Origin of the sequence: Azoarcus sp. CIB, assembly GCF_001190925.1 — a bacterium.
Lineage (GTDB): Bacteria > Pseudomonadota > Gammaproteobacteria > Burkholderiales > Rhodocyclaceae > Aromatoleum.
Map to the genome: position 1 here is coordinate 2,934,225 of NZ_CP011072.1, position 24,247 is coordinate 2,958,471.

The window sequence follows — 24,247 nt, forward strand, 5'->3', positions numbered from 1 at the left end:
AACTCGAATTCAAAATCTGGGCACGAGACGCGCCTTCTCGACTTCTTCGAAGGGAAGGGCGACTTCGCCCTTCTCGGTGCTCAGATGCACCACACCTTCGGCAAAGCCCGTGAGCACGCCGGCGAAATTCCGTTGATTGCCGATCGGCATGCGCAGGCGAACCTGCACGTCGCTACCGACGAAGCGCTCGAAGTCGGCTACCTTCTTGAGCGGCCGGTCGAGGCCGGGCGAGGAAACCTCGAGGCGGTCGTAGTCCACGTTCTCGACTTCGAAAACGCGCGTCAACTGGTTGCTGACCGTTGCGCAGTCATCGACATCCACACCGCGCTCGATATCGATGAACACGCGCATCAACCGCCCCTTTGGGGAAGTCTCGAAATCCACCAGTTCGAAACCGAGGCCGGTGACCACCTGCTCGACCAGACGTTCGACGTCCATTTCCACGCCCACAAATAAAAAATGGGCATAACGCCCATCTTTGTTGATTCCAACCCACAAAACGATGCCGGCACGAAGCCGGTATCAAAGCTTTGCAATTATAACAGCCCCATTGAAAACAGGCAATTGCGAAGCAGGCCACGCGACCCGCCTCTCAGTCAGGCACGCCCGCGTGGCGTGGTGCGGTGCAGCCGCACCTGGCGCTCCTTCTCGGCGGTTCGTGCCGAAACCTGGCGCTGCGGCTGCGGGACTCCGGTGAGCTTGTACACTTCTTCCTCGGGCATTTCCATCCACATGCCGCGCTTGAGCCGGGGCGACAGCGTCACCGGCCCGTAGCGCACGCGCATCAGGCGGCTGACCGTCAGTCCGACTGCCTCGAACATGCGCCGCACCTCGCGATTGCGCCCTTCGGACAGTGTGACCTTGTACCAGTGGTTGGCGCCCTCTCCGCCCTGGTTGGTCAGTTCCGTGAAGCGGGCAAGCCCGTCCTCGAGCTGTATGCCGGCCTTGAGCGACTCGATCTGCTCGTCGGTGAGTTCGCCGAGCAGGCGTACCGCATATTCGCGCTCCAATTCGTAACGCGGATGCATGAGACGGTTGGCGAGTGAGCCATCGTTGGTGAACAGCAGCAGGCCGGAGGTGTTGAAATCGAGCCGGCCGACGGCGATCCAGCGCCCCTTGCGCAGCAGCGGCAGGCGTTCGAAGACAGTCGGCCGCCCGTCCGGATCTTCGCGCGAAACGATCTCGCCTTCGGGCTTGTGGTAGATCAGCACGCGCGGCGCACGCGTGGTGAACCTCACGGAAACGAGTCTGCCATTGACCTTGACGCGGTCCCCGGGACCGATCTTCTGGCCCAGTTCCGCAGGTTCGCCATTGACGGTGATGCGCCCGGCGACGACCCATTCCTCGATCTCGCGCCGCGAGCCGACCCCCAGCCGGGCGAGGACTTTCTGCAGCCGTTCCGGTTCGTGCTCTTCCCGCGGCGCTCCACGCCCCGCAGCCTGCCCCCGCCGGGGCGGATGTTCGCGCTGCTGCTCCGCGGGCATTCCGACAGCGTCGGGCAGACGGGCGCCGCGCGCGCGGGCGGACTGCGGCCCGCCGGCGGGCTCAGCCTTCTTCTTCGTTGGCGGCCGGAGCGGCCGATTGGATTTCTTTGGTGTCGACAAGGTCCATGATCCTTTCAATTTCGGTTAGCGCGGGCAACTCGGTAAGGCTTCGCAGGCCGAGGTCGTCGAGAAACCGCCGTGTCGTCGCGAACAGGGCCGGACGCCCCGGGGTGTCGCGATGACCGACGATATCTATCCATCCCCGCGACTCGAGCGTCTTCAGCACGTTCGGGGATACGGCCACGCCGCGGATATCCTCGATGTCGCCGCGCGTGACGGGCTGACGATAGGCGATGATCGCGAGCGTTTCCAGTACGGCGCGCGAATACTTTGGCGGCTTTTCTTCCTTGAGCCGATCAAGGAAGACCTGATACTCGGGTCGCGTCTGGAAACGCCACCCGGAGGCGATCTGCACCAGCTCGACGCCCCGCCCCGTCCAGTCGCCGCGCAGCTCGTCGAGCAGGCGCCGGACGAGATCCGCCCCGGGATCGGGATCGAACAGGCGCCGGACATCCGCGACCTGCAACGGTGCGCATGCCGCCAGCAGCGCCGTCTCGATCACGCGCTTGAAGTCTTCAGGCGTCGTTGGCTGCATCGGCGAGTTTCACGTAGATCGGCGCGAAGGGCTCGTTCTGGGCGACCTGCACGAGCTTTTCCTTCACGAGTTCGAGCACAGCGAGAAAGCTCACGACCACGCTGGCCGGACCGCGCGCGGAGTCGAACAGGGAGTCGAAGACGACGAAGCTGCCATCCGCCAGCTTACGCAAGATCGTCGTCATGTGCTCGCGCACCGACAATTCGTCGCGCTTCACCTGGTGATGCTGCGTGAGACGGGCGTTCTTCATGATCTTGAGCCAAGCGAACTGCAGATCGTGCAGGCTGACGTCAGGCAGGCGCTCGACGACCTTCTCGGCCACGAAGATGCTAACCCACTCGTGATCGCGTTCGATCCGCGGCAAAGCGTCGATCCGCGCTGCCGCCATCTTCATCTGCTCGTATTCGAGCAGCCGGCGCACGAGTTCGGCGCGCGGATCGAGCGACTCGTCCTCGCGCTCGCGCGGCGGACGCGGCAGCAGCATGCGCGACTTGATCTCCAGCAGCGTCGCGGCCATCAGCAGGTAGTCGGCCGCAAGCTCCAGATTGTGCCGGCGCATCGCCTCGACGTAGCCGAGGTACTGCCCCGTGAGCGGCGCCATCGGAATGTCGAGGATGTTGAGGTTGGCCTTGCGGATCAGGTAGAGCAGCAGGTCGAGCGGCCCCTCGAAGGCGTCGAGAAAGACTTCGAGTGCGTCGGGCGGGATGTAGAGATCCTTGGGCAGCTCGAGGAGCGGCTCACCGTACAGGCGAGCGAAGACCTCGACCGGGACAGGCGTCTCGGCCGGGGCCAGTGCGAGCGGCAGGTTCATACCGCATTCATCCTGCGAGCCTTTGCCGGCGCGTCAGCGATACGAGAGGCCCATCGCCTCGCGCACGTCGCGCATCGTCTCTTCGGCCAGCACGCTCGCCCGTTCGCAGCCGTCGGCCACGATGCGCCGCATCGATGCGGGATCCTGGATATAGCGCTGGGCGCGCTCGTGCATGACGACCTGTTCCTTGAGAACGCCGTCGATGACCGGTTGCTTGCACTCGATGCAGCCGATGCCGGCGCTGCGACAGCCCTTCTGGACCCAGCTGCGGGTGTCGTCGTCGGAATAGATGACGTGGAACTGCCACACCGGGCATTTGTCCGGATCGCCCGGATCGGTGCGGCGGACACGCGCCGGGTCGGTCTGCATGGTGCGGATCTTCTTCGTGACCGTAGCAGGATCCTCGCGCAGGAAGATGGTATTGCCGTAACTCTTCGACATCTTCTGGCCGTCCAGGCCGGGCATGCGGGCCGCCTCGGTGAGGAGCGCGCCCGGCTCCACCAAAATCATCTTGCCGCTGCCTTCGAGGTAGCCGTGCAGACGCTCGAGATCGACATGTCCCACGCTGCCGGCGTCGCGCAGGATGAGCCGCGCCTGCGCGAGGGCCTCGGCGTCGCCCTCCTGCTGGTAGCGCTTGCGCAGCTCGTCGAACAGCTTGCCGGTCTTGCCGCCCAGCCTCTTCACGGCATCCCTCGCCTTATCCTCGAAGCCGGGCTCACGCCCGAAGAGGTGGTTGAAGCGGCGGGCGATCTCGCGCGTGAACTCGATGTGCGGCACCTGGTCCTCACCGACCGGGACCTTGTCGGCACGGTACAGGAGGATGTCCGCCGACATTAGAAGCGGGTAACCGAGGAAGCCGTAGGTCGCGAGGTCCTTGTGAGCGAGCTTCTCCTGCTGGTCCTTGTAGGTCGGAACCCGTTCGAGCCAGCCGACCGGCGAAATCATCGACAGCAGCAGGTGCAGTTCGGCGTGCTGGGGCAGCTTGGACTGTATGAAGATCGTCGCTTTCTCGGGATCGACGCCGGCCGCGAGCCAGTCGACGAGCATGTCCCACACGCTGTCGGCGATGACCTCGGGGCTGTCATAAACCGTGGTAAGCGCGTGCCAGTCGGCGACGAAGAACAGGCAGGGATATTCTTCCTGCAGCTTGACCCAGTTCTTGAGCACACCGTGGTAGTGGCCGAGATGAAGCCGCCCGGTCGGGCGCATGCCAGAGAGAACGCGTTCTGCGTACATGATTTAGAACCCGAAAAGCATCGCGAGAAGTGTCTGGAAGAGTGCGATCAGCGGCCACAGGATGTGACCGAGGATGCCGGTAAAAAGGAGCACGAGAAGAATCGGAAAACCGTAGGGCTCGATGCGCGAGAACTTCCATGCCAACCGGTGCGGCAGCAGGCTGACGGCGATGCGACCTCCGTCGAGCGGCGGGATCGGCAGGAGATTGAGCAGCATCAGCACCGAATTGATCTGGATGCCGGCCATGCCCATCTCGCGCATCGGCTCCGCGTAGGTGCCGTGCGGATCGGACATGCCGAACTTCAGCAGCAGGGCCCAGCCGAGGGCCATGAGGAAATTCATGAACGGACCCGCCGCAGCAACCCACAGCATGTCCGCCTTCGGCCGGCGCAGGCGGTTGAAGTTGACGGGCACGGGCTTGGCCCAGCCGAACAGCATTCCGCCGCCGCCCAGCAGCGAACTGAGCGCGAGAATGGCGCCCGGCACGAGCACGGTTCCCACCGGGTCGATGTGCTTGAACGGGTTGAGCGTGATACGCCCTTCCTGCTCCGCGGTGGGATCGCCGAAATGCCGCGCCACATAGCCGTGCGCAGCCTCGTGCAGCGTGATGGCAAGCAGCACCGGCAAAGCCCAGATGGCAAGGGTGGAGATCAGCGAATCCATGAAGTCAGGGGGGCAAAACGTTGCATTCTAGCAGAGCGGGCAAATCCCCTCCGCCCCCACGCGCGGTCCGCCCGTGCGCTCAGTCGACTTCGAATCCGAACGGCGCCAGGTCCCCGCGGCCCGCGCGGATCAGCACCGGGGCGCCCGACGTGAGGTCGATCACGGTCGTCGCCTCGGGACCACAATAGCCGGCCTCGATGACCAGTTCGACCTGCTTCTCGAGGCGGTCGCGGATTTCCTCCGGGTCGGTCAGGGGAAAGTCGTCGTCCGGCAGCAGGAGCGTCGAGGTGAGGATGGGTTCGTCGAGCTCCTGCAACAGCGCGGCCACCACGGGATGCTCGGGAACGCGCAGGCCGATGGTCTTGCGCTTCGGATGCAGCACTCGCCGGGGCAATTCCTTGGAGCCCTCGAGGATGAAGGTATACGGGCCGGGCGTGACGGCCTTCAGCAGACGATACTGGGCGTTATCGACCTTCGCGTACTTCGCGATCTCCGAGAGGTCGCGGCACATCAGCGTGAAGTTGTGACGTTCATCCACGCCGCGCAGCCGCCGGATCCGCTGCAGCAGGTCGGGGTCGCCAGTGATGCCGCCGAGCGCATAGGCCGAATCGGTCGGAAATGCCACGAGCCCGCCGGCGCGCATGATCTCGGCCGCCTGGCGGATCAGCCGTGGCTGGGGTAATTCGGGGTGAAGTGAAAAGAACTGGGCCATGAATGCTTCCGGGTCAGGAGTGCAGGTCGGCGGCCGGCGCAGCAGCGCGGAGTCGCGACCACACGGGAACGAGGTCGGGCGGCAGTGGATCGCAGCGCCCGAGATCGACGGGGCTCTCGCTGCTGCCGTGGAAATCGGAGGCACGCGAGGCTAGCAGCCCGCGGCGGCGCGCGACGCTTGCGAAGCGCTGCACATCGGACGCCGCATGGGCGCCGGAAACGACCTCCAGCGCGCCGCCGCCGCAGGCGACGAAGTCGTCGAAGAGCGCCTCCATGTCGCTTGCGGAAAGACGGTAGCGCCCCGGGTGAGCAATCACCGCGATACCCCCCGCCGCGCGGATCCAGCCGACCGCATCCTCGAGCCGCGCCCAGACATGGGGAACGAACCCGGGCTTGCCGCGGGCCAGGTAGTAGCGAAACACCGTCGCGACATCGGGAATCAGTCCGGTCGCAACGATGTGACGCGCGAAATGTGCGCGGCCGACCATCGCCGGATTGCGCGCAAACCGGCGCGCGCCTTCGAGCACGCCATGCAGTCCGACGGCATCAAGCGCGTCGCTCATCGCCTGTGCGCGCTGCTCGCGCCCGCTGCGCACCTGCACCAGGCCCTCGAGCAGCAGCGCATTGCGGTGGTCTATCCCGAGACCGACGACATGGATCGTCTCGTCGCGAAAAGTCACCGAAATCTCCACCCCCGGCACCAGGACGATGCCGCACTTGCGGGCGGTCGCCTCCGCCTCGTCGATCCCGCCGACCTCGTCGTGATCGGTGAGCGCAAGCAGTTCGACGCCATTGGCCGCCGCACGCCGCACCACCTCGGCGGGCGTCAGCCAGCCGTCGGAAACGGTCGAGTGGCAGTGAAGATCGGCATTCAGGAGCATTGTCGGGGGGAGCCTGCGGCGCTATCCCGGCGGGAAACCGGGATTGATGTTTTTTTATGATAGCAAACCGCAGGGCCGCCCCGGCCGTTGCCAGTCCCTCCCCTTGGTGCTATCGTCCGCCCGTCGCGCGGGGGAGCTTACTGGCAAGGGAATCGCCGATGGCAATGCTCCGGAGATCGCGCATGCAAGTAGACCGAATGCCGGCCCGGCGAACGACGCGAGCATGTGGAGCGCTTGCAGCGGCCGGCGCATCGACTGGCTTGCAGTCTCGACAACCGATTCCGCGTTTCGGCAGGAGTCCCCCGTTCCCATGCAGACGCCTGTTCACTCCGCCCGATCCGTCACCCTTCTCACGCCGCCCGATGGTCCCCGCAAGGGGAACACGCTGCGGCAATGGGCGAGCGGTGCCGGCGGTCCGCCTGCCTGAGGCCGACCTTCCGATTTTTCCCGACGCAACACTGCATCCGGACCGAGAGCCCGGCATACGAACCTTCCATCACTGGAGCCCGCCATGAGCAACATTCCCGCAAATCTGAAGTACACCGCGTCGCACGAGTGGATCCGCGTCGAAGCCGACGGCACGCTGACCGTGGGGGTGACCGATCACGCCCAGGAAGCGCTGGGTGACGTGGTCTACCTTGAGCTGCCCGAGGCGGGCCGCAGCCTTGCTGCGGGTGAAACGTGCGCGGTGATCGAGTCGGTCAAGGCGGCATCGGACATCTACGCTCCGGTATCGGGCGAGGTCGTCGAATCCAACCAGGCGGCCGTCGATGCGCCCGAGTCGGTGAATGCCGACGCCTACGCGACCTGGCTGTTCAAAATCAGGCCCGATGCTGGAGCAGATATCGGCAAGCTGCTCGACGCCGCCGGCTACGAAGCCGTCGCCAACGCCTGATCCCGCCGCACGCACCTCCCTTCCGGGCCGACGAAGCGCGGCCCGGTACACCAGTCGAGTTTTCTTCATGTCGAACACCCCTGCCTCCTCCTCCGTGCGCGCACCCCTGTCCCGGCTCGAGCAGCGCGACGCCTTCATCGCCCGCCACATCGGGCCGAATCCCGCCGAGGTCGCGAAGATGCTCGCGGCTATTGGCGTGCCGACACTGGACGCGCTGATCGACCAGACCGTCCCTGCCGCGATTCGGCTGCCCGCGCCGCTGCCCCTGGGCGCGGCAAAGCCGGAGCACGAGGCGCTGGCCGAACTGCGTGCGATCGCGCAGAAGAACGTCGTGAAGAAATCGCTGATCGGCATGGGCTATTACGGCACCCACACGCCGGCGGTGATCCTGCGCAACGTCATGGAGAACCCCGGCTGGTATACCGCCTACACCCCCTATCAGGCCGAAATCTCCCAGGGCCGCCTGGAGGCGCTGCTGAACTACCAGCAGATGGTGATCGACCTCACCGGACTGGAACTCGCGAACGCGTCGCTGCTCGATGAAGCCACGGCGGCTGCCGAGGCGATGACGATGGCGCGGCGGGTGAGCAAATCGAAGGCGAATGCCTTCTTCGTCGACGAGGCCTGCTTCCCGCAAACCATCGATGTCGTGCGCACCCGCGCGACGTATTTCGGCTTCGAACTGGTGTTCGGCCCGGCCGCCCGCGCGGCCGAGCACGAAGTATTCGGCGCGCTGCTGCAGTATCCGAACGAGCGCGGCGAAATCGCCGACCTCGGCGACACGATCGCGGCACTGAAGGCAAAGGGCGCGGTGACCGCCGTCGCATCCGACCTGATGGCGCTGGTGCTGCTCAAGTCCCCCGCTTCGATGGGCGCCGACATCGCGCTCGGCTCGGCCCAGCGTTTCGGCGTACCGATGGGCTTCGGCGGCCCGCACGCCGCCTTCTTCGCCACGCGCGAAGCCAATGTGCGCGCGATGCCGGGCCGCATCATCGGCGTATCGAAGGACACGCGCGGCAAGACGGCACTGCGCATGACGCTGCAGACCCGCGAGCAGCATATCCGCCGCGAGAAGGCGAACTCGAACATCTGTACCTCGCAGGTACTGCTCGCGAACATGGCCGGGTTCTACGCGGTGTATCACGGCCCGGAAGGACTGCGCACGATCGCGGCGCGCGTCCACCGCCTTGCCGCGATCCTCGCCGAAGGGCTGCGCCGGGCCGGATTCCCGGTGCCGACGACGGCCTTCTTCGACACACTGCAGGTCGAAACCAGCGCGCGGACTGGCGAGATCGCCGCCGCGTGCGACGCCGCGGGCTTCAACCTGCGCAAGGTCTCGGACAACATGCTCGGCATCTCGGTCGATGAAACGACGACGGCTGCCGACATCGCTGCAGTGCTGCAGTGCTTCGGCGCGAGCGCCGACATCGCCGCGCTCGACGCCGTGGTCGCCGCCAATGGGGGCGCCATCCCGCCGGCGCTGCTGCGCGACGATGCGATCCTGAAGCACCCGGTGTTCAACACGCACCACACCGAACACCAGATGCTGCGCTACCTGAAGAAGCTGCAGAACCGCGATCTCGCCCTCGACCACTCGATGATCTCGCTCGGCAGCTGCACGATGAAGCTCAATGCGACGAGCGAGATGATCCCCGTGACCTGGCCGGAATTCGCAAACATGCATCCGTTCGCGCCGCGCGAGGAGGCGGCCGGCTGCCTCGAGATGATCGAGGGACTGGCGGACTACCTCAAGGCGGTCACCGGCTTCCCCGCGATCTGCATGCAGCCGAACTCGGGCGCCCAGGGCGAGTATGCCGGTCTCGTGGCAATCGCCCGCTATCACGCCAGCCGCGGCGAAGCACATCGCAACGTGTGCCTGATCCCGAAATCGGCGCACGGCACGAACCCCGCGACAGCGCAGATGTGCGGCATGGAAGTGGTGGTGGTCGCGTGCGACGACAAAGGCAACGTGGAGGTCGCCGACCTGCGGGCGAAAGCCGCGCAGCATGCCGAGCGACTTGCCGCGCTGATGATCACCTACCCCTCGACCCACGGCGTATTCGAGGAGGCGATCCGCGAGATCTGCGCCATCGTGCATGAGCACGGCGGCCAGGTTTACATGGACGGCGCCAACCTCAACGCCCAGGTCGGGCTGACCTCGCCGGCGCACATCGGCGCGGACGTCAGCCACATGAACCTGCACAAGACCTTCTGCATCCCGCACGGCGGAGGCGGACCGGGCATGGGGCCGATCGGCCTCGCAGCGCATCTTGCCCCCTTCATGGCCGATCACGTCGTTGCCGCGACCGGCGGCGAGGACCGCCCGAACAAGGGCCAGGGCGCGGTCAGCGCTGCGCCCTTCGGCTCGGCGAGCATCCTCCCGATCTCGTGGATGTACATCGCGATGATGGGCGGAGAAGGTCTCCGGCAGGCCACGCAGGCGGCGATCCTCAACGCCAACTACGTCGCCAGCCGGCTCGCCGACCATTACCCGGTGCTGTACACGGGCTCGCAGGGGCGCGTCGCGCACGAGTGCATCCTGGACGTCCGCCCAATCAAGGCGGCGACGGGAATCAGCGAGGTGGATATCGCCAAGCGCCTGATGGACTACGGCTTCCACGCACCGACGATGTCCTTCCCGGTGGCCGGCACGATCATGGTCGAGCCCACCGAGTCGGAAGACCTGGGCGAGCTGGACCGTTTCGTCGACGCGATGATTTCCATCCGCAACGAGATCCGCGAGATCGAGGCCGGTCGCTGGGCCGCCGAGGACAACCCGCTCAAGAACGCGCCGCACACCCAGGCCGACTTCCTCGGCGACTGGACGCGCAGCTACACCCGCGAACAGGCGGTCTTCCCCCTGGCCTGGGTCGCCGAGAACAAATTCTGGCCCAGCGTCAATCGCATCGACGACGTGTACGGAGACCGCAATTTGTTCTGCGCCTGCGTACCGATGGAAGACTACGCAGGCTAAAATCGCGCCGCTTCTCGCCCACGGAAGCCACGCCACACCGGCGTGGCTTTTTTTCGACCATCACGATCCGACCCCGAACGCATTTCCATGCCCAAGCACATCCCGTCGCCGCCGAATGACCGCAACTGGCTCGGCCTGCTCGTCGCAAGCCTGGTCGTCCTGCTGGTTCTGGGCATCGTGCTCGTGCAGCAGACCCGGCCGGTGCCGATGCATGACCTCAAGCTCGCGGATGGCGAACGGCTGAAGTGCGTCTCCTACGCCCCTTACCGGCTTCCGGGCCAGACGCCCTTCGACGAAAAGCTCATGATCTCGCGCGAGCAAATCGCAGCTGACCTCGTCGCGCTGGCGAAGATCACCGAGTGCGTGCGCATCTATTCGGTAGACCAGGGTCTCGACCAGGTGCCGGCGGTGGCGCGCGAGGTGGGCCTCAAGGTGCTGCTCGGCGCCTGGGTCAATGCCGATCCCCAGCGCAACTTGAAGCAGCTCGACCACGCGATCGCGATCGCCAACGATTACGCCGATGTCGTCCGCGTACTGATCGTCGGCAACGAGGTGCTGCTGCGCCGCGAGCGGACCGAGTCCGAGATGCGCGAACTGATCGAGTATGCGCGCGCCCGCGCGAAGGTGCCGGTGACGTATGCGGACGTCTGGGAATTCTGGCTCCAGCATCCGAAGCTCGCAGAGTCGGTCGATTGGGTCACGGTTCACATTCTCCCATTCTGGGAAGACCACCCGGTCGCGATCGACCGCGCCGTCGCCCACGTCGCCGAGGTGTTCGACGAGGTCCGCGGACACTTCGACAAGCCGCTGATGATCGGCGAAACCGGCTGGCCCAGCGCCGGACGGCAGCGCCAGGGCTCGGAGCCCTCCCAGGTCAATCAGGCGCGCTACATCCGCGAGTTCGTGCATGTCGCGCACGAGAAGGGCTGGAACTACAACCTCATCGAAGCCATCGACCAGCCGTGGAAGCGACGACTCGAAGGCACGGTCGGCGGCTACTGGGGCATGCTCGGCACCGACCTGACCCCCAAGTTCCCCCTCGCCGGCCCCGTCACCGAACGTTCGGGAGTCGGCGCCCCGCTGGCCGGCGCTGCGCTGGGTGCTGCCCTGTGTCTGCTATTGACGCTCGGCACGAAAGGGAGCGCACTGCGCCGCGCCGCACTGGGCGCAACCGGCGCCGTCGCCGGGCTCGCCGCGGTCCTCGGATGGGAACATGCGCAGCTCGCCTGGCGCGACCCTTTCGAATGGTGGCTGCTCGGTGGCATCGGTGCCCTGAGCCTGATGACGGCCCTGACCGCTTCGCGCTGGTCGGGCGCAGCGCCCATCGCCCCGGCGAGCGAGGCCTGGGCCGCCGTTCGCGCGGGCTGCGTGACCGGCCACGCGGCCGGACAGTGGCTCGGACTGTTGCGAGGATTCCTGCTGTTCGCCGCCGCGGTCGCGGCCCTGCTGCTTTTCGCCGACCCGCGCTACCGCGACTTCCCGGTGTTCCTGTACCTCGTCCCTGCCCTCGTATTCGGCGTCACCGGATGGTGGACGGCGACCCGTTTCGGCGTCGAGGAAAAGGTGTGCAGCCTCGTGATCGCCGCGTGCGTCGTCGGCCGCTGGTTACCGGAGCCCCTCAACCCGCAGGCCATCGCGTGGCTCGCGACCGGCCTGATCCTCGCCGCGCCGTGCCTGCGCACCATCGTGCGCAAGGACCAGTAGCGACAACAAGGCACCGACGGCAGCGTAATCGAAACTGTAGAGCACGAGCCCCGCGATCCCGGTGAGCCATCCGCCCCAAGCGACGGACCGCCGGCGCGACACGAAGGCGAGCACGCCCAGCATCAGGCTCGTCCACCCGAGCCGCTGCTGCATGAACATCTGAACGAGCGCCCATTTGGCGAGACACAGCCCCTCCGGGCCGTCGGCGAGTTGCGGCTTGCAGTCGGCCGGGAACACGCCCGCCTCGAGGACTGCGTAGCGCAACAGCAGGACCGCAGCCAGCACGATCGAACTCACCCAAACCAGTCGCCCGACGGCACCGAACCACCGCATTTCGTTTCCTGACAACGCCGTTATTCCTTATTAATCAATACCCCCGAAACGGGGCGGTAATGTGTTGCAAATTAACCCACATTCTCTTTGCTAAGCGGAAGAAAAACCGCATAAACTCCGCGGCCAACAGCTGTACGGGCCCGTATGTGCGAATTCTGGCATAGCCTGAAGTATTCTATTGCACCGCAAGGCCCGGTGCCTGGCCCGCCGGGCGCCGGTGCCGCGGTGTTTGATGCAGTCCTCGAGGGACATTGATCCTGATGAAAAATGCGGCTTCGCTGATTTACCGAATTGTCGTAGCTCTGATACTTGCCGGAATCGTCGCCGGCGCGCAGTACCTGATCGCAGAACGCTGGAACCGCGGCACCGCATTCGTCGGCGCCGCCAACAGCATCCACGGATACGCCTACAGTCCCTTCCAGCGCGACCAGAATCCGCTGCAAGGCACCTATCCGAGCGAAGCCGAGATCGGGGCCGACCTCGATCTGCTCTCCCAGTCCGCCGAACACATCCGCACCTACGGCAGCCTGGAAAATCCCTCCATGGTTCCGCTCGCGCTCAATCGCAAACTGACCGTGATGGCCGGCGCGTGGATCGGCCCCGACGAGGAAAACAACGCGAAGGAAGTCGACGCGGTCATCGAATCGGCGCGCAAGTATACGCACGTCAACAGGGTCATCATCGGCAACGAAGTCCTGTTGCGCGGCGACCTCACCGTCAAGGAACTCGCCGTTCACCTCGACAAGGCGCGCAAGGCGCTGCGGCGAGCCAAGAAGCCGGTGTCGACGGCCGAGCCCTGGCACGTCTGGCTGAAGAATCCCGAGCTTGCCGACAGCGTCGATTTCCTCACCGTGCATCTCCTGCCCTACCACGAGGGAGTGCCGGTCGAGAATGCCGTCGATTACGCCCTCATGCGCTATGACGAGCTCGTAAAGCGCTTCCCCAAGAAGAAGATCGTCATCGGCGAAATCGGCTGGCCCAGCCGCGGGCCGGTCATGGACAGCCTCGGTGGTGGCGACACCAAGGGGATCGCCTCGGCCGAAAACCAGGCGCGCTTCATCCGCGAGTTCCTTGCGCATCCGCGTTCGGCCACGCTCGACTACTACATCATGGAAGCGATCGACCAGCCATGGAAGATCGAGATCGAAGGCTGGGCCGGCGCGTATTGGGGCATGTTCAATGCCGACCGTCACGCGAAATTTGCGCTCGACGGCCTCGTCGTGAAGGATGTGCGCTGGCACGAGAAGGCGCGCACCGCGGGCTTGATCGCTTTCCTGCCGATGTTCCTGATCGCGTTCTTGCTGCGCGACTGGAGCGTGCTGGGACGCCTATGGCTGGCCGCACTGGTGCAGGCCTGTGCGACGACGCTCGTCATCGGCATCAACGTGCCGGCCGACTACTACCTCACCCAGCGCGACCTCATTGGCCTTGCGATGCTGATCGGCGCAACGATGCTGACGATCGCGGTGCTACTGTCCCACGGTTTCGAGTTCGGCGAGGTGCTGTTCAAGCGCAAGTGGAACCGCCGCTTCCTGCCCCTACCTCCGCACGATGCGGACAGGGAACCCTTCGTCTCGATCCACCTCGCCTGCTGCAACGAACCGCCGGAGATGGTCATCGCGACCATCGACAGCCTCGCGGCGATGAAGTACCAGAACTTCGAGGTCCTCGTCCTCGACAACAACACCAAGGACGAGGCGCTGTGGAAGCCGCTGGAGAAGCGCTGTTCGGAACTGGGGCCGCGCTTCCGCTTCTACCATCTGGATAACTGGCCCGGTTTCAAGGCCGGTGCGCTGAACTTCGGCCTGCGCCAGACCGACCCGCGCGCCGAAGTCGTCGGCGTCGTCGATGCGGACTACGTCGTGTCGCCCGACTGGCTGTCGTGCCTGATCCCGCACTTCGACGTCCCGGACGTCGCCGTCGTCCAGGCGCCGCAAGCGCACCGCGACTGGGAGACCCATCCCTTCCGACGCATGTGCAACTGGGAATTCGACGGTTTCTTCCGCATCGGCATGCACCACCGCAACGAGCGCAATGCGCTGATCCAGCACGGCACGATGACGCTCGTGCGCCGGCTCGCGCTCGACGACGTCGGCGGTTGGTCGGAATGGTGCATCTGCGAGGACACCGAACTGGGTCTGCGTCTGATCGAAAAGGGTTACGACACTCGCTACGTCGACCACATTCTCGGCCGCGGCCTGACGCCGGCGGACTTCCCGGCGATCAAGAGCCAGCGCTTCCGCTGGGCCTTCGGCGCGATGCAGATCCTCAAGCACCACCTGCCCGCGATGATCGGCCCAAGCCGACTCAACCTCGCCCAGCGCTACCACTTCCTCACCGGCTGGTTCGCGTGGCTCGGCGACGCGCTGCAGCTCGTGTTCGCGTTCGCCAGTCTGGCATGGACAGTCGGCATCCTGTTCTACCCCAAGGCCTTCGGCCTGCCCGTGACCTCGCTGGCGCTGCCCATCCTCGCCTTCATGGCGTTCAAGGCCGGTCTGGGCCCGATCCTGTACCGGCGCACGATGGATGCGCCATGGAAGGACATCCTCGGCGCCTCGGTGCTGTCGGTCGGCCTCGCCCATGCGATCGCGCGCGGTGTGTTCGCGGGTCTCATCAAGCGGCACGGCGAATTCGTGCGCACGCCCAAGGGGTGGAAGGACAAGGGCACCCTCGCCTTCTTCTCGCCGCTGCGCGAGGAAATCGGCCTGCTGCTCGCGCTGGTGCTGGGCGCCGTCGTGCTGGTGCTGCAGCGCGGTTACGACGACCTTGAGGTGCAGCTGTGGGTCGGCATCCTCGGGCTGCAATGCGTGCCCTACCTCGCCTCCATCGCCTGCCAGGTCGCCTCCTACATGCCCGAGGCGGAGCCGGGGACACCGTTGGCGACCGGTCACGGCGGCACGGCCGGACAGGCCGGCTGAGCCGGTCGATACCGAGTCGCACAGGGCGCCGCGAGGCGCCCTTTTCACGTCCGCGGACGACCTTGGGGCCGATCGGCCCCGGAAGATCAGGGGATGTAGGCGAGCGGAATCTCGTCGCTGGTGCGTGCGCCGGCAGTCATCTCGCGACACAGGGCAATGAAGGCGCGCATGCCCGGCGTCGTGAACTTCTGACGGTGCCAGAGAAAATGGAAGGAGCGCTGCAGGTCCAGTTCGGGCGTATCGACGGGCACCAGACTGCCGCGCCGGAACGCCTCCCGCAGCGCGAGGCGCGAAATGCAGCCGATCCCCAGCCCGGACTCCACCGCCCGCTTGATCGCCTCCGTATGCTCCAGCTCCAGGCGCACGTCGATGCGCGCCGCGATGTGGCGCGTGGCCTGATCGAAGGTCTCGCGCGTGCCGGAACCGATTTCGCGCAGGATCCACGGCTGCCGGGTGAGTTCGTCGAGGCTCGCCCGGCGCCCGCTCGCCAGAGAGTGCGAGGGTGAGCAGAACACCACCAACTCATCTTCCAGCCAGGGCACGGCTTCGAGGTCGGGATGATGGCAACTGCCCTCGATCATGCCCATGTCGAGCTCGAAGCCCGCGATCTGCTGGACGATGGTTGCCGTGTTGTGCACGCTCAGGTGGATGCGGCTCTCGGGATGGCGCTGCAGGAAGGTGGCCACGATGAGCGTGCCGAGATAGTTGCCGATCGTGAGCGTCGCGCCGATCTTCAGGCTGCCGAAGCCCATGCCGCCCTGCAGCAGGTCCTCGATATCCTCTGCGCGCGCGATCAGCTCGACCGCGCGCGGCAGCAGGCGCTGACCGAGCTCGTTCAGGCGCAGCGACTTGCCGACACGATCGAAAAGGCGCACATCGAACTGGCGTTCGAATTCGCCGAGACTGCTGCTCGCGGCGGACTGCGACATCGAGAGTTGCTCGGCGGCCTTCGACACCGTGCCCGCGCGTGCCGTTGCAACGAAGATTTCCAGCTGCCTGAGGGTGTGCCTCATATCGATTTCTCAGATATTCATTATTTGAATTATCCACTCATCAGATTAAAAGGAGTAACTAGAATCGCACCATCTGAAACCGGAGCGGAGCAAGACCCGAGATGAGCAACCTGGCGACCGAGCGCGTCCTGAGCGTGCACCACTGGAACGATTCCCTCTTCAGCTTTCGTACCACCCGCGACCGCGCGCTGCGGTTCACGAACGGCCAGTTCGTGATGATCGGGCTCGAAGTCGAAGGCCGTCCGCTGACCCGTGCATACAGCATCGCGAGCCCGAACCACGAGGAGCACCTCGAATTTTTCAGCATCAAGGTGCCCAACGGTCCGCTGACCTCACGTCTCCAGCACCTGAGGGAAGGCGATCCGATCGTCGTCAGCAAGAAGCCCACCGGCACCCTGGTTTTGCACGACCTCAAGCCGGGCAAGCACCTCTACTTGCTCTCGACCGGCACCGGGCTGGCTCCCTTCATGAGCGTGATCCAGGATCCCGAAACCTACGAGCGCTTCGAGCGCGTCGTTCTCATCCATGGGGTGCGCACCGTGTCTGAGCTGGCATATCGGGATTTCATCACCGAGGAATTGCCGCAACACGAATTCTTTGGGGAATTCGTGCGCGACAAACTCATTTACTACCCGACGGTCACGCGCGAACCCTTCGAGAACCAGGGGCGCCTCACCGACCTCATCAACAGCGGCAAGCTGTTCCGCGACATCGGACTGCCCGAGCTGGATCCCGCCGTCGACCGCGCCATGATCTGTGGCAGCCCCGCGATGCTCAAGGATTGCTGCACCTTGCTCGATTCGCGCGGCTTCCACATTTCGAAGCACATCGGCGAGCCGGGCGACTACGTGATCGAACGCGCATTCGTCGAGAAGTGAGGTCGAGCAGGGAGCGGGCGTCCGGCGCAGGGCGCCGGATGACTGGCGGTTACGAGAGGCTACAAGGACAGCATGCACAAGCGTGCCATGCAGGAGTACACTTCCACGTACTCGCAGCAAGCCGGATCGAAGCATGGAACTCCCTCGCCGGACGGTCGTGTCCCCTGTGCACGCCGCCGCACGTTTGTCCCTCCCCCTGTTGACGGCGCTATTGGCAATGGCGCCCGGAGTCGCCCATCCTGCACCGCCCCCGGGGCACCCATCGCCGGGCGCCGCGCTGCAGCTGATCCGGCCCGGCGCGGAACAGTCCGCGGCCTTGCGCCGCACCGGTGTTGCACTCGATTCGATCGACGCCAACGAGTACACCTACATCGAGGTCGATGAGGCCGGAAAGAGCTACTGGATCGCGACCGCGCGGATGAAAATCATGCGCGGCGACATGGTCCAGTTCGACGAGGGCGTGACCATGGAGCAGTTCTACAGCAAGCTGCTCAAGCGCACCTTCCAGTCGGTGATGTTCGTCGACGCCGTTTCGACCACCTCCGGCAAACGATGACCGTGGCGGCTCAGGTCGTCGAAATCCGCATGCCGAAGTTCCCCGAATGCTGGGACAGCTGCGGAAACTGCCGCACCGAGGATGTCTTCGTGCAAAGCGTGCTGGTGCGGGCCGGCGAATCCATCGGCTACGACGAACCGCTGATCGTCCTCGAAACCGGCAAGACCGCGATGGACATCCCGTCGCCCCGAGCCGGCACCATTGTCGAGGTCAAGGTCGATGAAGGCGACCTGATCGACGAGGGCGACCTGATCGCGCTGGTCGCCGTCGGTTAGCGCGCGTCCGGTCGTACCCCAGCGCTAACGCACGCGGCATGCGCGATTGCGCCCGCCGAGTTTCGCCCGGTACATGGCCTCGTCGGCACGACACATCAGCTCGTGATCGTCGTTGCCGTCCTCGGGATAGAGAGCAATGCCGATACTCGACGAGATGCGCACTTCGCGCCCCTCCAGCACGAACGGCTTTTCGAGCGCACTGCGGATCTTCTCCGCAACGATCTCGGCGTCCTTGTCGGCGCCGATTTCGGGCAGCAGCACGACGAATTCGTCCCCACCCCGCCGTCCCAGCGCATCCGACGACCTGATCGAGCCCTGCATGCGCCGAACCGCCTCGCACAGCAGCAAGTCGCCGACATGGTGCCCCAGTTCGTCGTTGACCTGCTTGAAGTGGTCGAGGTCGATGAACAGCAGTGCAAACCGGTGCCCCGAGCGCCGTGCCTGGACGAGCGCGTATCCCAATAGTTCGCCGAACATGAGCCGATTCACGGCACCGGTCAGGATGTCGTGCGTGGCCATGTGCGCAATGCGCCGCTCGGCCTCCTTGCGCTCGGTGATGTCCGACAGGAGCGCGATGACGCCCTTCATCTGGCCCCAGCCGTCGTTGAGCGGCGCCAGCGAGGCGAGGACGGTGAGCTGCCGGCCGTCGCCGCGCGTCAATCGCACCTCGTAGCGCTTGCTTTCCCCTTCACCAAGGCGGGCCAGTATGACTTCGCGACGTTCGCCTCCGCCATCGGCCCATAACTCGTCCAGCGATTGTCCAAGCAATCGCGATTCCTCCCGCCCGACGAGCGCAACGAATCCGGGATTGACGAAGGTCAGCCTGAAATCCGCATCGGTCGCCGCTATGCCGTCGTGGGCAAGATTCACGAGCGCGCTGTACTTCGCCTCGCTCCGTCGCAATGATGCCGTGGTCCGCGCCAGTCGCGCCGCCCGCTCGCGGGTAATCACGAAGAACAGGGCCGTTACGACGAGCAGGACGCCGACCAGCACGACCGACACGAATTCCGCTTGGCGGATGTCATGTTCGGCATCGAACGACGGCAGGGCCTCGAGGCGGATGATCCACTCGACCCCGCCGAGCGTCGCGCGCTCGGTACTGCCCCGCCCCGACCCGGATTCCGGCATTCCGGGATGACTGTCGTAAAGCAGGGCTTCCGGTGTGTGGATACGGTCGTACACCTGCATGCGGATCTGCCCGGAATGCTGGTCCAGCATCTGGCGCATCAGGCTGGCCATCCGGAACGGCAGGTAAACCCACCCCCTGAGCGCGGCCCAGCGTTCGGCCTCCGTTGCGACCGGCATCCCGTCGCCGAACAACGGCATGTAGAGCAGAACGCCCGCCTGCACATCCGTTTCCGTTTCCTGGACGAGAATGGTCTTTCCGCTCAGGGCCGCTTCGCCGGACCGCACGGCCCGATCCATCGCCTCGCGCCTGACCGGTTCGGAATACATGTCGTAGCCGATCGCGCGTGCGTTGCGCCAGTCGGCCGGTTCCAGCACGACGATACTGCTCAGGAACTCCCTCTGCCCCTCGGGCCACACCCTGTAGTCGCTGCTGGCGAATTCGCGCATGGCCCGCGTGTGTGCCTCGAGTTGGCCCGGCAATATCCATTGGGCAAATCCGATTCCCTGCACACCCGGAAAGTCTTCCTGGAAAGACAGCCGCTGCAGGTAGGTCCGCCACACGGCAAGATCGAGGTCGTCGCTTGAGCGCAGAAACGCCTGCCCGCCACGCAACAGCATGCGATAGGAGAGGAACCGCTCGCTGACCTTCAGGACCACTTCGGCGGAATGGCTCGCCACATGCGCGTACACCTGCTCTTCGTGACGTTCGCCGAGGTGGCGCCAGACGACGAAAGCCGCAGCGATCGCACAGGAGAGTGCAACTGCGATGAATGCCACCCCTACGGGCGACCAACTGCGCGTCGGTGCGGTACTGGCACCCTGATCCTGGGCATCGTGCATTTCGCGATCCGTCGGGGGCTGAGGCACGCAACAGCAACGCACCCCATGTGGCCATCATGTAACAAAATGATAGAGACCACATCGGCCGGCGACGCGGGATTCCTTCTCACTTCCGCGACAGCGCAAGCACCGGCGGGCTTGAGGTATCCTTTGCGCACTTCATCATATCGGTTCGACCGAAACAAAAAAGCGACCCAATGGCCCAATACGTAATGTCGATGCTCAGAGTGAGCAAAGTCGTGCCGCCCAAGCGGCAGATCATCAAGGATATTTCCCTGTCGTTCTTCCCCGGCGCAAAGATCGGCCTGCTCGGCCTGAACGGATCGGGCAAGTCCACGGTGCTGCGCATCATGGCCGGCGCCGACAAGGAATACGAGGGCGAAGTGCAGCACCTTGCGGGCATCCGCATCGGCTATTTGCAGCAGGAACCGCAGCTCGACGCCGCCAAGACCGTCAAGGAAGAGGTCGAGTCCGGCCTGGGCGAGATCGTCGAGGCGCGCGTGAGACTCGAACAGATCTACGCGGCCTACGCCGAACCCGATGCGGATTTCGACAAGCTCGCCGAGGAACAGGCGAAATACGAGAACATCCTCGCCGCAGCCGGCTCCGATATCGAGAACCAGATGGAGATCGCCGCCGATGCGCTGCGCCTGCCGGCGTGGGACGCCCTCGTCGGCAATCTCTCCGGTGGCGAGAAGCGCCGCGTGGCGCTGTGCAAGCTGCTCCTGTCCAAGCCCGACATGCTGCTGCTGGACGAACCGACGAACCACCTCGACGCCGAATCGGTGGAGTGGCTGGAGCAGTTCCTGACGCGCTTCCCCGGCACGGTCGTCGCGGTCACGCACGACCGCTACTTCCTCGACAACGCGGCCGAGTGGATTCTCGAACTCGACCGCGGCCACGGCATCCCGTGGAAAGGCAACTATTCCTCTTGGCTGGAACAGAAGGAAGGACGCCTCGAGCAGGAGCAGAAGCAGATCGACGCCCACATGAGGGCGATGAAGACCGAGCTTGAATGGGCGCGCTCGAACCCGAAGGCCCGCCAGGCGAAGTCCAAGGCCCGCCTTGCACGCTACGAGGAGATGGCCACCGTCGAGTACCAGAAGCGCAACGAGACCCAGGAAATCTTCATCCCGCCTGGCGAGCGTCTTGGCGACAAGGTCATCGAATTCAACGGGGTGACCAAGGCCTTCGGCGACAAGCTGCTGATGGACAAGGTCAACTTCAGCATTCCGCCTGGCGCGATCGTCGGTGTGATCGGCCCCAACGGCGCCGGCAAGTCGACGCTGTTCAAGATGATCGAGGGCCGCGACCAGCCCGATACGGGCGACATCACGATCGGCTCGACGGTGAAGCTCGCGGCGGTCGACCAGTCGCGCGAGGGACTGGCGAACGACAAGACGGTGTTCGAGGCCATCTCGGACGGCGCCGACGTACTGACCGTGGGCCGCTTCGAGATGCCCAGTCGCGCCTACATCGGCCGCTTCAACTTCAAGGGCGGCGATCAGCAGAAGCTCGTCGGCAACCTGTCCGGGGGCGAGCGCGGCCGCCTTCATCTGGCCAAGACGCTGATTTCCGGGGGCAACGTGCTGCTGCTCGACGAACCGTCGAACGACCTCGACGTCGAGACGCTGCGTGCGCTGGAAGACGCGCTGCTCGAGTTCGCCGGCTGCGCGCTGATCATCAGCCACGACCGGTGGTTCCTCGACCGCATCTGCACGCACATCCTCGCGGCGGAAGGCGACTCCCAGTGGACTTTCTTCGCGGGCAACTACCAGGAATACGAGGAAGACAAGAGGAAGCGGCTGGGCGAGGAAGGCGCGAAGCCGAAGCGCATCCGCTACAAGCCGATCACCCGCTGACTGGAATGACCGGCGGCTGGCGCGTGCCGCCGCCCGCCTTGCGATGAGCGCGTTTTACGCTATCCTCGATGACGCGCTCATCGCCCCAACCGACAGGAGAAGTCCATGTACAAGAGCCTCCAGCGAATCCTCGCCGTGAGTGCTGCGCTGTTCGCCCTTGTGCCGGCGGCCCCGGCACAGGCGCAAGCCCCCATGGTGAAGACCCAGGTTCCGGGCTACTACCGGACCATGGTCGGACAGTTCGAGGTCACCGCACTGTATGACGGCGCAATCGAACTCGATACCAAGCTGCTCAAGAACGCCGAACCGGAAGACCTCAACCGGATGCTGGCGCGCAATTTCGTCGGCAACCCGAAGATGCAGACCGCGGTGAATGCCTACCTGATCAACACCGGCGGCAACCTGATCCTGGTTGACGCCGGTGCGGCCAAGCTCTTCGGCCCCACCCTCGGCTTCGTCGTCGACAATCTCAAGGCCGCCGGCTACGACCCCGCGCAGGTCGACACCGTCATCCTGACCCACATGCACCCCGACCACATCGGCGGGCTCGGCGATCCGGCGGCTCCGCCGGCCTTCCCGAACGCGAACGTGTACGTGTCGGTGCTCGACAACGACTTCTGGCTTTCGCAGCAGGCCTCCGCCGCGGCCAAGCCCGAGATGCAGGATTTCTTCAGGATGGCACGCGATATCGCCGCCCCCTACCAGGCACGCGGCAAGTGGCGCACCTTCGCGGACGGCACCGAGATTGCGGCCGGCGTTCGCGCGGTCAAGGCCTACGGCCACACGCCGGGGCACAGCGCGATCTCCGTCGAGTCGTCCGGCCAGAAGCTGCTGATCTGGGGCGACATCGTGCACTCGCATGCGGTCCAGTTCGCGCTGCCGGGCGTCTCGATCGAGTTCGACTTCGATCAGAACCAGGCGATCGCAACCCGCCGCAGCCTCATGTACTCGCTGGCCGCGAGCAAGACCCTGGTCGCCGGCATGCATCTGCCCTTCCCCGGCATCGGCCATGTTCGCGCGGACGGCAAGGGCGTGTACGCCTGGGTGCCGCTCGAGTTTTCGCCGCTCCCCAAGCCGGCGCAGTGATCAGCGTTCCGGCCAGAAACGCTCCATCAGCGGCTTGACGCTGATCCCGTGACACAGGATCGAAAGGGTGACGACGATCAGTGTCATGTGGATCAGCTCGAGCGCCAGCTTTTCCGGCAGGCCGTGCTGGATCGCGTACATCAGGTAGTACAGCGATCCGATCCCGCGCACGCCGAACCAGCCGGCAAGCGCCTTGGCGTTCCCGGGCGTGCGCGTGCCTGCGAGCCCGACAAACACGCTGAGCGGACGTGCGACGAGGAACAGGAATAGCGCCAGCGACACCGCGCGCCAGCTCCATGAGTCGACGAACAGGGTGCCGCCGATCAACAGGATGAGCACCACCTCCGAAATGCGTTCGAGGTGCTCCTTGAACACCAGCGAACCCTCGCTCACCGTCGCCGCCGGGACACCCTCGCCCCCGTCTCCACCGTCGCTCGCCAGCAGCCGATCGGGCACATCCGGGCCCGCTCCCGCCAGCTTGCGCTCGGTCTGACGCAGCGCGACCGCGGCAAAGAACACCGCCAGGAAACCCCATGCGCTGATCAGCAGGCTGACGCCATACACCAGGGCGATCAGGCCCAGCCCGAGGAAGTCGTCAAGCAGCCCGTGCCCGGGCCGATTGCTGCGCAGGCGATGCGCCATGTGGGCGAGCCCGGCACCGGAAACCGCACCCAGCACGATGCCGGCGAGCGTTGCCCACACGACGTCCACCAGCAGCCAACGCGTGCCCAGCTCGCCCAACTCGTGCAGACCCAGCAGTCCGAGCCCGAGCATGACGAAGGGAAACGCGCTGCCATCGTTCATGCCGGCCTCGCAGGTCAGCGTGAAGCGCAAGCGGTCGCGGTCGCCCGGATGGCGGATCTGGACGTCGGTCGCAAGCACCGGATCGGTCGGCGCAACGATCGCCCCGAGCAGGATCGCGGCCCCCAGCGGCAGCCCCAGCGCGTAGTGGGAAAACGCGGTCACCAGCAGGACCGTGACCGCCATCGACACGAACGCGAGGAGAATGGGCGTGCGCCACCGCGCCAGGCTGACCGGAACGGGCATCTTGACGCCCGCCGCATACAGCGAGATCAGCGCGGCCGCCTCGGTGAGGATCTCGAGAAGCGCGGACTCCTTGAGCGGATTGAAGTGGAAGAGGTTCAGCACCGTCGGCCCGACCAGCATGCCGACCGCCAGGTAGATGATCGCGCTCGTGACCGGCAATCGCTTGAGGACCGACGAAGTCAGGCCCATCGCGAGCAAAAGGCCGCCCACCAGCAGGAACCACTGCGCGTTAGTCATTGCGTAATCCGTGAATGCGGGAAGGCGCCGCTGGCGATCCCTTCCCTCGATATCGAACGC

21 protein-coding genes are annotated in these 24,247 nt (G+C 65.3%); 9 read left to right on the forward strand and 12 right to left on the reverse strand.

All coding sequences use genetic code 11. The features are described 5' to 3' along the window. Positions 1 to 9: 9 nt before the first annotated feature. The 8 genes from rimP to AzCIB_RS13010 all read right to left on the reverse strand — a co-directional run bounded on the left by rimP (position 10) and on the right by AzCIB_RS13010 (position 6,441). Positions 10 to 438: a ribosome maturation factor RimP gene (gene rimP, locus AzCIB_RS12975; RefSeq protein ID WP_050418362.1), complete on the reverse strand. Its 429-nt coding sequence runs from the start codon at positions 436 to 438 to the stop codon at positions 10 to 12. A gap of 158 nt (positions 439 to 596) precedes the next feature. After that, positions 597 to 1,484: a 23S rRNA pseudouridine(2605) synthase RluB gene (gene rluB / locus AzCIB_RS12980; protein ID WP_232299218.1), complete on the reverse strand. Its 888-nt coding sequence runs from the start codon at positions 1,482 to 1,484 to the stop codon at positions 597 to 599. Positions 1,485 to 1,545: 61 nt separating this feature from the next. Beyond that, a complete protein-coding gene (gene scpB / locus AzCIB_RS12985; RefSeq protein WP_050416279.1) occupies positions 1,546 to 2,139 on the reverse strand; it encodes an SMC-Scp complex subunit ScpB in 594 nt (197 codons plus the stop codon). Beyond that, positions 2,120 to 2,950, reverse strand: a complete 831-nt coding sequence (locus AzCIB_RS12990; RefSeq protein ID WP_050416280.1) for a segregation and condensation protein A — start codon at positions 2,948 to 2,950, stop codon at positions 2,120 to 2,122. Before AzCIB_RS12990 ends, scpB begins: the two co-directional genes overlap by 20 nt. A gap of 33 nt (positions 2,951 to 2,983) precedes the next feature. Further along, positions 2,984 to 4,186, reverse strand: coding sequence for a tryptophan--tRNA ligase (locus tag AzCIB_RS12995; RefSeq protein ID WP_050416281.1), 1,203 nt, complete (start codon positions 4,184 to 4,186; stop codon positions 2,984 to 2,986). Positions 4,187 to 4,189: 3 nt separating this feature from the next. Further along, on the reverse strand, positions 4,190 to 4,849 hold the full coding sequence (locus tag AzCIB_RS13000; RefSeq protein WP_050416282.1) for a site-2 protease family protein: 660 nt from the start codon (positions 4,847 to 4,849) through the stop codon (positions 4,190 to 4,192). Between the two features lie 79 nt (positions 4,850 to 4,928). After that, positions 4,929 to 5,561 (reverse strand): L-threonylcarbamoyladenylate synthase, encoded by a 633-nt coding sequence (locus AzCIB_RS13005; RefSeq protein WP_050416283.1) that lies wholly within the window; start codon positions 5,559 to 5,561, stop codon positions 4,929 to 4,931. Between the two features lie 13 nt (positions 5,562 to 5,574). Then, complete coding sequence (locus AzCIB_RS13010; protein ID WP_050416284.1) at positions 5,575 to 6,441, reverse strand: 3',5'-nucleoside bisphosphate phosphatase; 867 nt, start codon at positions 6,439 to 6,441, stop codon at positions 5,575 to 5,577. Positions 6,442 to 6,952: 511 nt separating this feature from the next. On the opposite strand from AzCIB_RS13010, the gene gcvH reads away from it, so the two are divergent. The 3 genes from gcvH (at position 6,953) to AzCIB_RS13025 (ending at position 12,014) form a co-directional block, all read left to right on the forward strand. Then, positions 6,953 to 7,336, forward strand: a complete 384-nt coding sequence (gcvH, locus tag AzCIB_RS13015) for a glycine cleavage system protein GcvH (RefSeq protein WP_050416285.1) — start codon at positions 6,953 to 6,955, stop codon at positions 7,334 to 7,336. Positions 7,337 to 7,403: 67 nt separating this feature from the next. Then, positions 7,404 to 10,310, forward strand: coding sequence for an aminomethyl-transferring glycine dehydrogenase (gcvP, locus tag AzCIB_RS13020; protein ID WP_050416286.1), 2,907 nt, complete (start codon positions 7,404 to 7,406; stop codon positions 10,308 to 10,310). Between the two features lie 87 nt (positions 10,311 to 10,397). Next, positions 10,398 to 12,014 (forward strand): glycoside hydrolase family 17 protein, encoded by a 1,617-nt coding sequence (locus AzCIB_RS13025; protein WP_083447018.1) that lies wholly within the window; start codon positions 10,398 to 10,400, stop codon positions 12,012 to 12,014. Here the strand turns inward: AzCIB_RS13025 and AzCIB_RS23850 are convergent. Continuing rightward, positions 11,916 to 12,347, reverse strand: coding sequence for a hypothetical protein (locus tag AzCIB_RS23850; RefSeq protein ID WP_232299219.1), 432 nt, complete (start codon positions 12,345 to 12,347; stop codon positions 11,916 to 11,918). The two genes, AzCIB_RS13025 and AzCIB_RS23850, sit on opposite strands and share 99 nt — an antisense overlap. A gap of 260 nt (positions 12,348 to 12,607) precedes the next feature. On the opposite strand from AzCIB_RS23850, the gene AzCIB_RS13030 reads away from it, so the two are divergent. Continuing rightward, positions 12,608 to 15,265 carry a glycosyltransferase family 2 protein gene (locus AzCIB_RS13030; RefSeq protein ID WP_050418364.1) on the forward strand — a complete coding sequence of 886 codons (2,658 nt, stop codon included), beginning with the start codon at positions 12,608 to 12,610 and terminating at the stop codon, positions 15,263 to 15,265. An 86-nt stretch (positions 15,266 to 15,351) separates the two neighbouring features. Here the strand turns inward: AzCIB_RS13030 and AzCIB_RS13035 are convergent, their stop codons facing one another. Next, the gene (locus AzCIB_RS13035) at positions 15,352 to 16,278 is read right to left on the reverse strand and encodes a LysR family transcriptional regulator (RefSeq protein ID WP_050416287.1); all 927 of its coding nucleotides are present in this window, start codon (positions 16,276 to 16,278) and stop codon (positions 15,352 to 15,354) included. A gap of 101 nt (positions 16,279 to 16,379) precedes the next feature. On the opposite strand from AzCIB_RS13035, the gene AzCIB_RS13040 reads away from it, so the two are divergent. The 3 genes from AzCIB_RS13040 to AzCIB_RS13050 all read left to right on the forward strand — a co-directional run bounded on the left by AzCIB_RS13040 (position 16,380) and on the right by AzCIB_RS13050 (position 17,987). Beyond that, positions 16,380 to 17,156: a ferredoxin--NADP reductase gene (locus AzCIB_RS13040; protein ID WP_050416288.1), complete on the forward strand. Its 777-nt coding sequence runs from the start codon at positions 16,380 to 16,382 to the stop codon at positions 17,154 to 17,156. A 133-nt stretch (positions 17,157 to 17,289) separates the two neighbouring features. After that, positions 17,290 to 17,712 carry a hypothetical protein gene (locus AzCIB_RS13045; protein WP_157058497.1) on the forward strand — a complete coding sequence of 141 codons (423 nt, stop codon included), beginning with the start codon at positions 17,290 to 17,292 and terminating at the stop codon, positions 17,710 to 17,712. 29 nt (positions 17,713 to 17,741) lie between these two features. After that, on the forward strand, positions 17,742 to 17,987 hold the full coding sequence (locus tag AzCIB_RS13050; RefSeq protein WP_232299220.1) for a biotin/lipoyl-containing protein: 246 nt from the start codon (positions 17,742 to 17,744) through the stop codon (positions 17,985 to 17,987). A 24-nt stretch (positions 17,988 to 18,011) separates the two neighbouring features. On the opposite strand, the gene AzCIB_RS13055 is transcribed toward AzCIB_RS13050, so the two are convergent. Beyond that, positions 18,012 to 19,955 (reverse strand): CHASE domain-containing protein, encoded by a 1,944-nt coding sequence (locus AzCIB_RS13055; RefSeq protein WP_050416291.1) that lies wholly within the window; start codon positions 19,953 to 19,955, stop codon positions 18,012 to 18,014. A gap of 197 nt (positions 19,956 to 20,152) precedes the next feature. Between AzCIB_RS13055 and ettA the strand changes: the two genes are divergently transcribed. After that, positions 20,153 to 21,817 (forward strand): energy-dependent translational throttle protein EttA, encoded by a 1,665-nt coding sequence (ettA, locus tag AzCIB_RS13060; protein ID WP_050416292.1) that lies wholly within the window; start codon positions 20,153 to 20,155, stop codon positions 21,815 to 21,817. Between the two features lie 105 nt (positions 21,818 to 21,922). Next, entirely contained in the window at positions 21,923 to 22,903 is a 981-nt protein-coding gene (locus AzCIB_RS13065; protein WP_050416293.1) for an MBL fold metallo-hydrolase, read from the forward strand. On the opposite strand, the gene AzCIB_RS13070 is transcribed toward AzCIB_RS13065, so the two are convergent. Further along, the gene (locus AzCIB_RS13070) at positions 22,904 to 24,187 is read right to left on the reverse strand and encodes a cation:proton antiporter (protein WP_050418365.1); all 1,284 of its coding nucleotides are present in this window, start codon (positions 24,185 to 24,187) and stop codon (positions 22,904 to 22,906) included. Positions 24,188 to 24,247: the final 60 nt, after the last annotated feature.

Excerpts from the sequence above, each read along its gene's own strand:
- rimP (WP_050418362.1), bottom strand. The coding sequence starts at position 438 with ATGGACGTCGAACGTCTGGTCGAGCAGGTGGTCACCGGCCTCGGTTTC.
- AzCIB_RS13065 (WP_050416293.1), top strand. The coding sequence starts at position 21,923 with ATGTACAAGAGCCTCCAGCGAATCCTCGCCGTGAGTGCTGCGCTGTTC.
- ettA (WP_050416292.1), top strand. The coding sequence starts at position 20,153 with ATGGCCCAATACGTAATGTCGATGCTCAGAGTGAGCAAAGTCGTGCCG.
- scpB (WP_050416279.1), bottom strand. The coding sequence starts at position 2,139 with ATGCAGCCAACGACGCCTGAAGACTTCAAGCGCGTGATCGAGACGGCG.
- AzCIB_RS13055 (WP_050416291.1), bottom strand. The coding sequence starts at position 19,955 with ATGCACGATGCCCAGGATCAGGGTGCCAGTACCGCACCGACGCGCAGT.
- gcvP (WP_050416286.1), top strand. The coding sequence starts at position 7,404 with ATGTCGAACACCCCTGCCTCCTCCTCCGTGCGCGCACCCCTGTCCCGG.
- AzCIB_RS12995 (WP_050416281.1), bottom strand. The coding sequence starts at position 4,186 with ATGTACGCAGAACGCGTTCTCTCTGGCATGCGCCCGACCGGGCGGCTT.
- rluB (WP_232299218.1), bottom strand. The coding sequence starts at position 1,484 with ATGCCCGCGGAGCAGCAGCGCGAACATCCGCCCCGGCGGGGGCAGGCT.
- AzCIB_RS13025 (WP_083447018.1), top strand. The coding sequence starts at position 10,398 with ATGCCCAAGCACATCCCGTCGCCGCCGAATGACCGCAACTGGCTCGGC.
- AzCIB_RS13045 (WP_157058497.1), top strand. The coding sequence starts at position 17,290 with ATGGAACTCCCTCGCCGGACGGTCGTGTCCCCTGTGCACGCCGCCGCA.
- AzCIB_RS13050 (WP_232299220.1), top strand. The coding sequence starts at position 17,742 with ATGCCGAAGTTCCCCGAATGCTGGGACAGCTGCGGAAACTGCCGCACC.
- AzCIB_RS13040 (WP_050416288.1), top strand. The coding sequence starts at position 16,380 with ATGAGCAACCTGGCGACCGAGCGCGTCCTGAGCGTGCACCACTGGAAC.
- gcvH (WP_050416285.1), top strand. The coding sequence starts at position 6,953 with ATGAGCAACATTCCCGCAAATCTGAAGTACACCGCGTCGCACGAGTGG.
- AzCIB_RS13000 (WP_050416282.1), bottom strand. The coding sequence starts at position 4,849 with ATGGATTCGCTGATCTCCACCCTTGCCATCTGGGCTTTGCCGGTGCTG.
- AzCIB_RS13010 (WP_050416284.1), bottom strand. The coding sequence starts at position 6,441 with ATGCTCCTGAATGCCGATCTTCACTGCCACTCGACCGTTTCCGACGGC.
- AzCIB_RS13030 (WP_050418364.1), top strand. The coding sequence starts at position 12,608 with ATGAAAAATGCGGCTTCGCTGATTTACCGAATTGTCGTAGCTCTGATA.
- AzCIB_RS12990 (WP_050416280.1), bottom strand. The coding sequence starts at position 2,950 with ATGAACCTGCCGCTCGCACTGGCCCCGGCCGAGACGCCTGTCCCGGTC.
- AzCIB_RS13070 (WP_050418365.1), bottom strand. The coding sequence starts at position 24,187 with ATGACTAACGCGCAGTGGTTCCTGCTGGTGGGCGGCCTTTTGCTCGCG.
- AzCIB_RS13035 (WP_050416287.1), bottom strand. The coding sequence starts at position 16,278 with ATGAGGCACACCCTCAGGCAGCTGGAAATCTTCGTTGCAACGGCACGC.
- AzCIB_RS13005 (WP_050416283.1), bottom strand. The coding sequence starts at position 5,561 with ATGGCCCAGTTCTTTTCACTTCACCCCGAATTACCCCAGCCACGGCTG.
- AzCIB_RS23850 (WP_232299219.1), bottom strand. The coding sequence starts at position 12,347 with ATGCGGTGGTTCGGTGCCGTCGGGCGACTGGTTTGGGTGAGTTCGATC.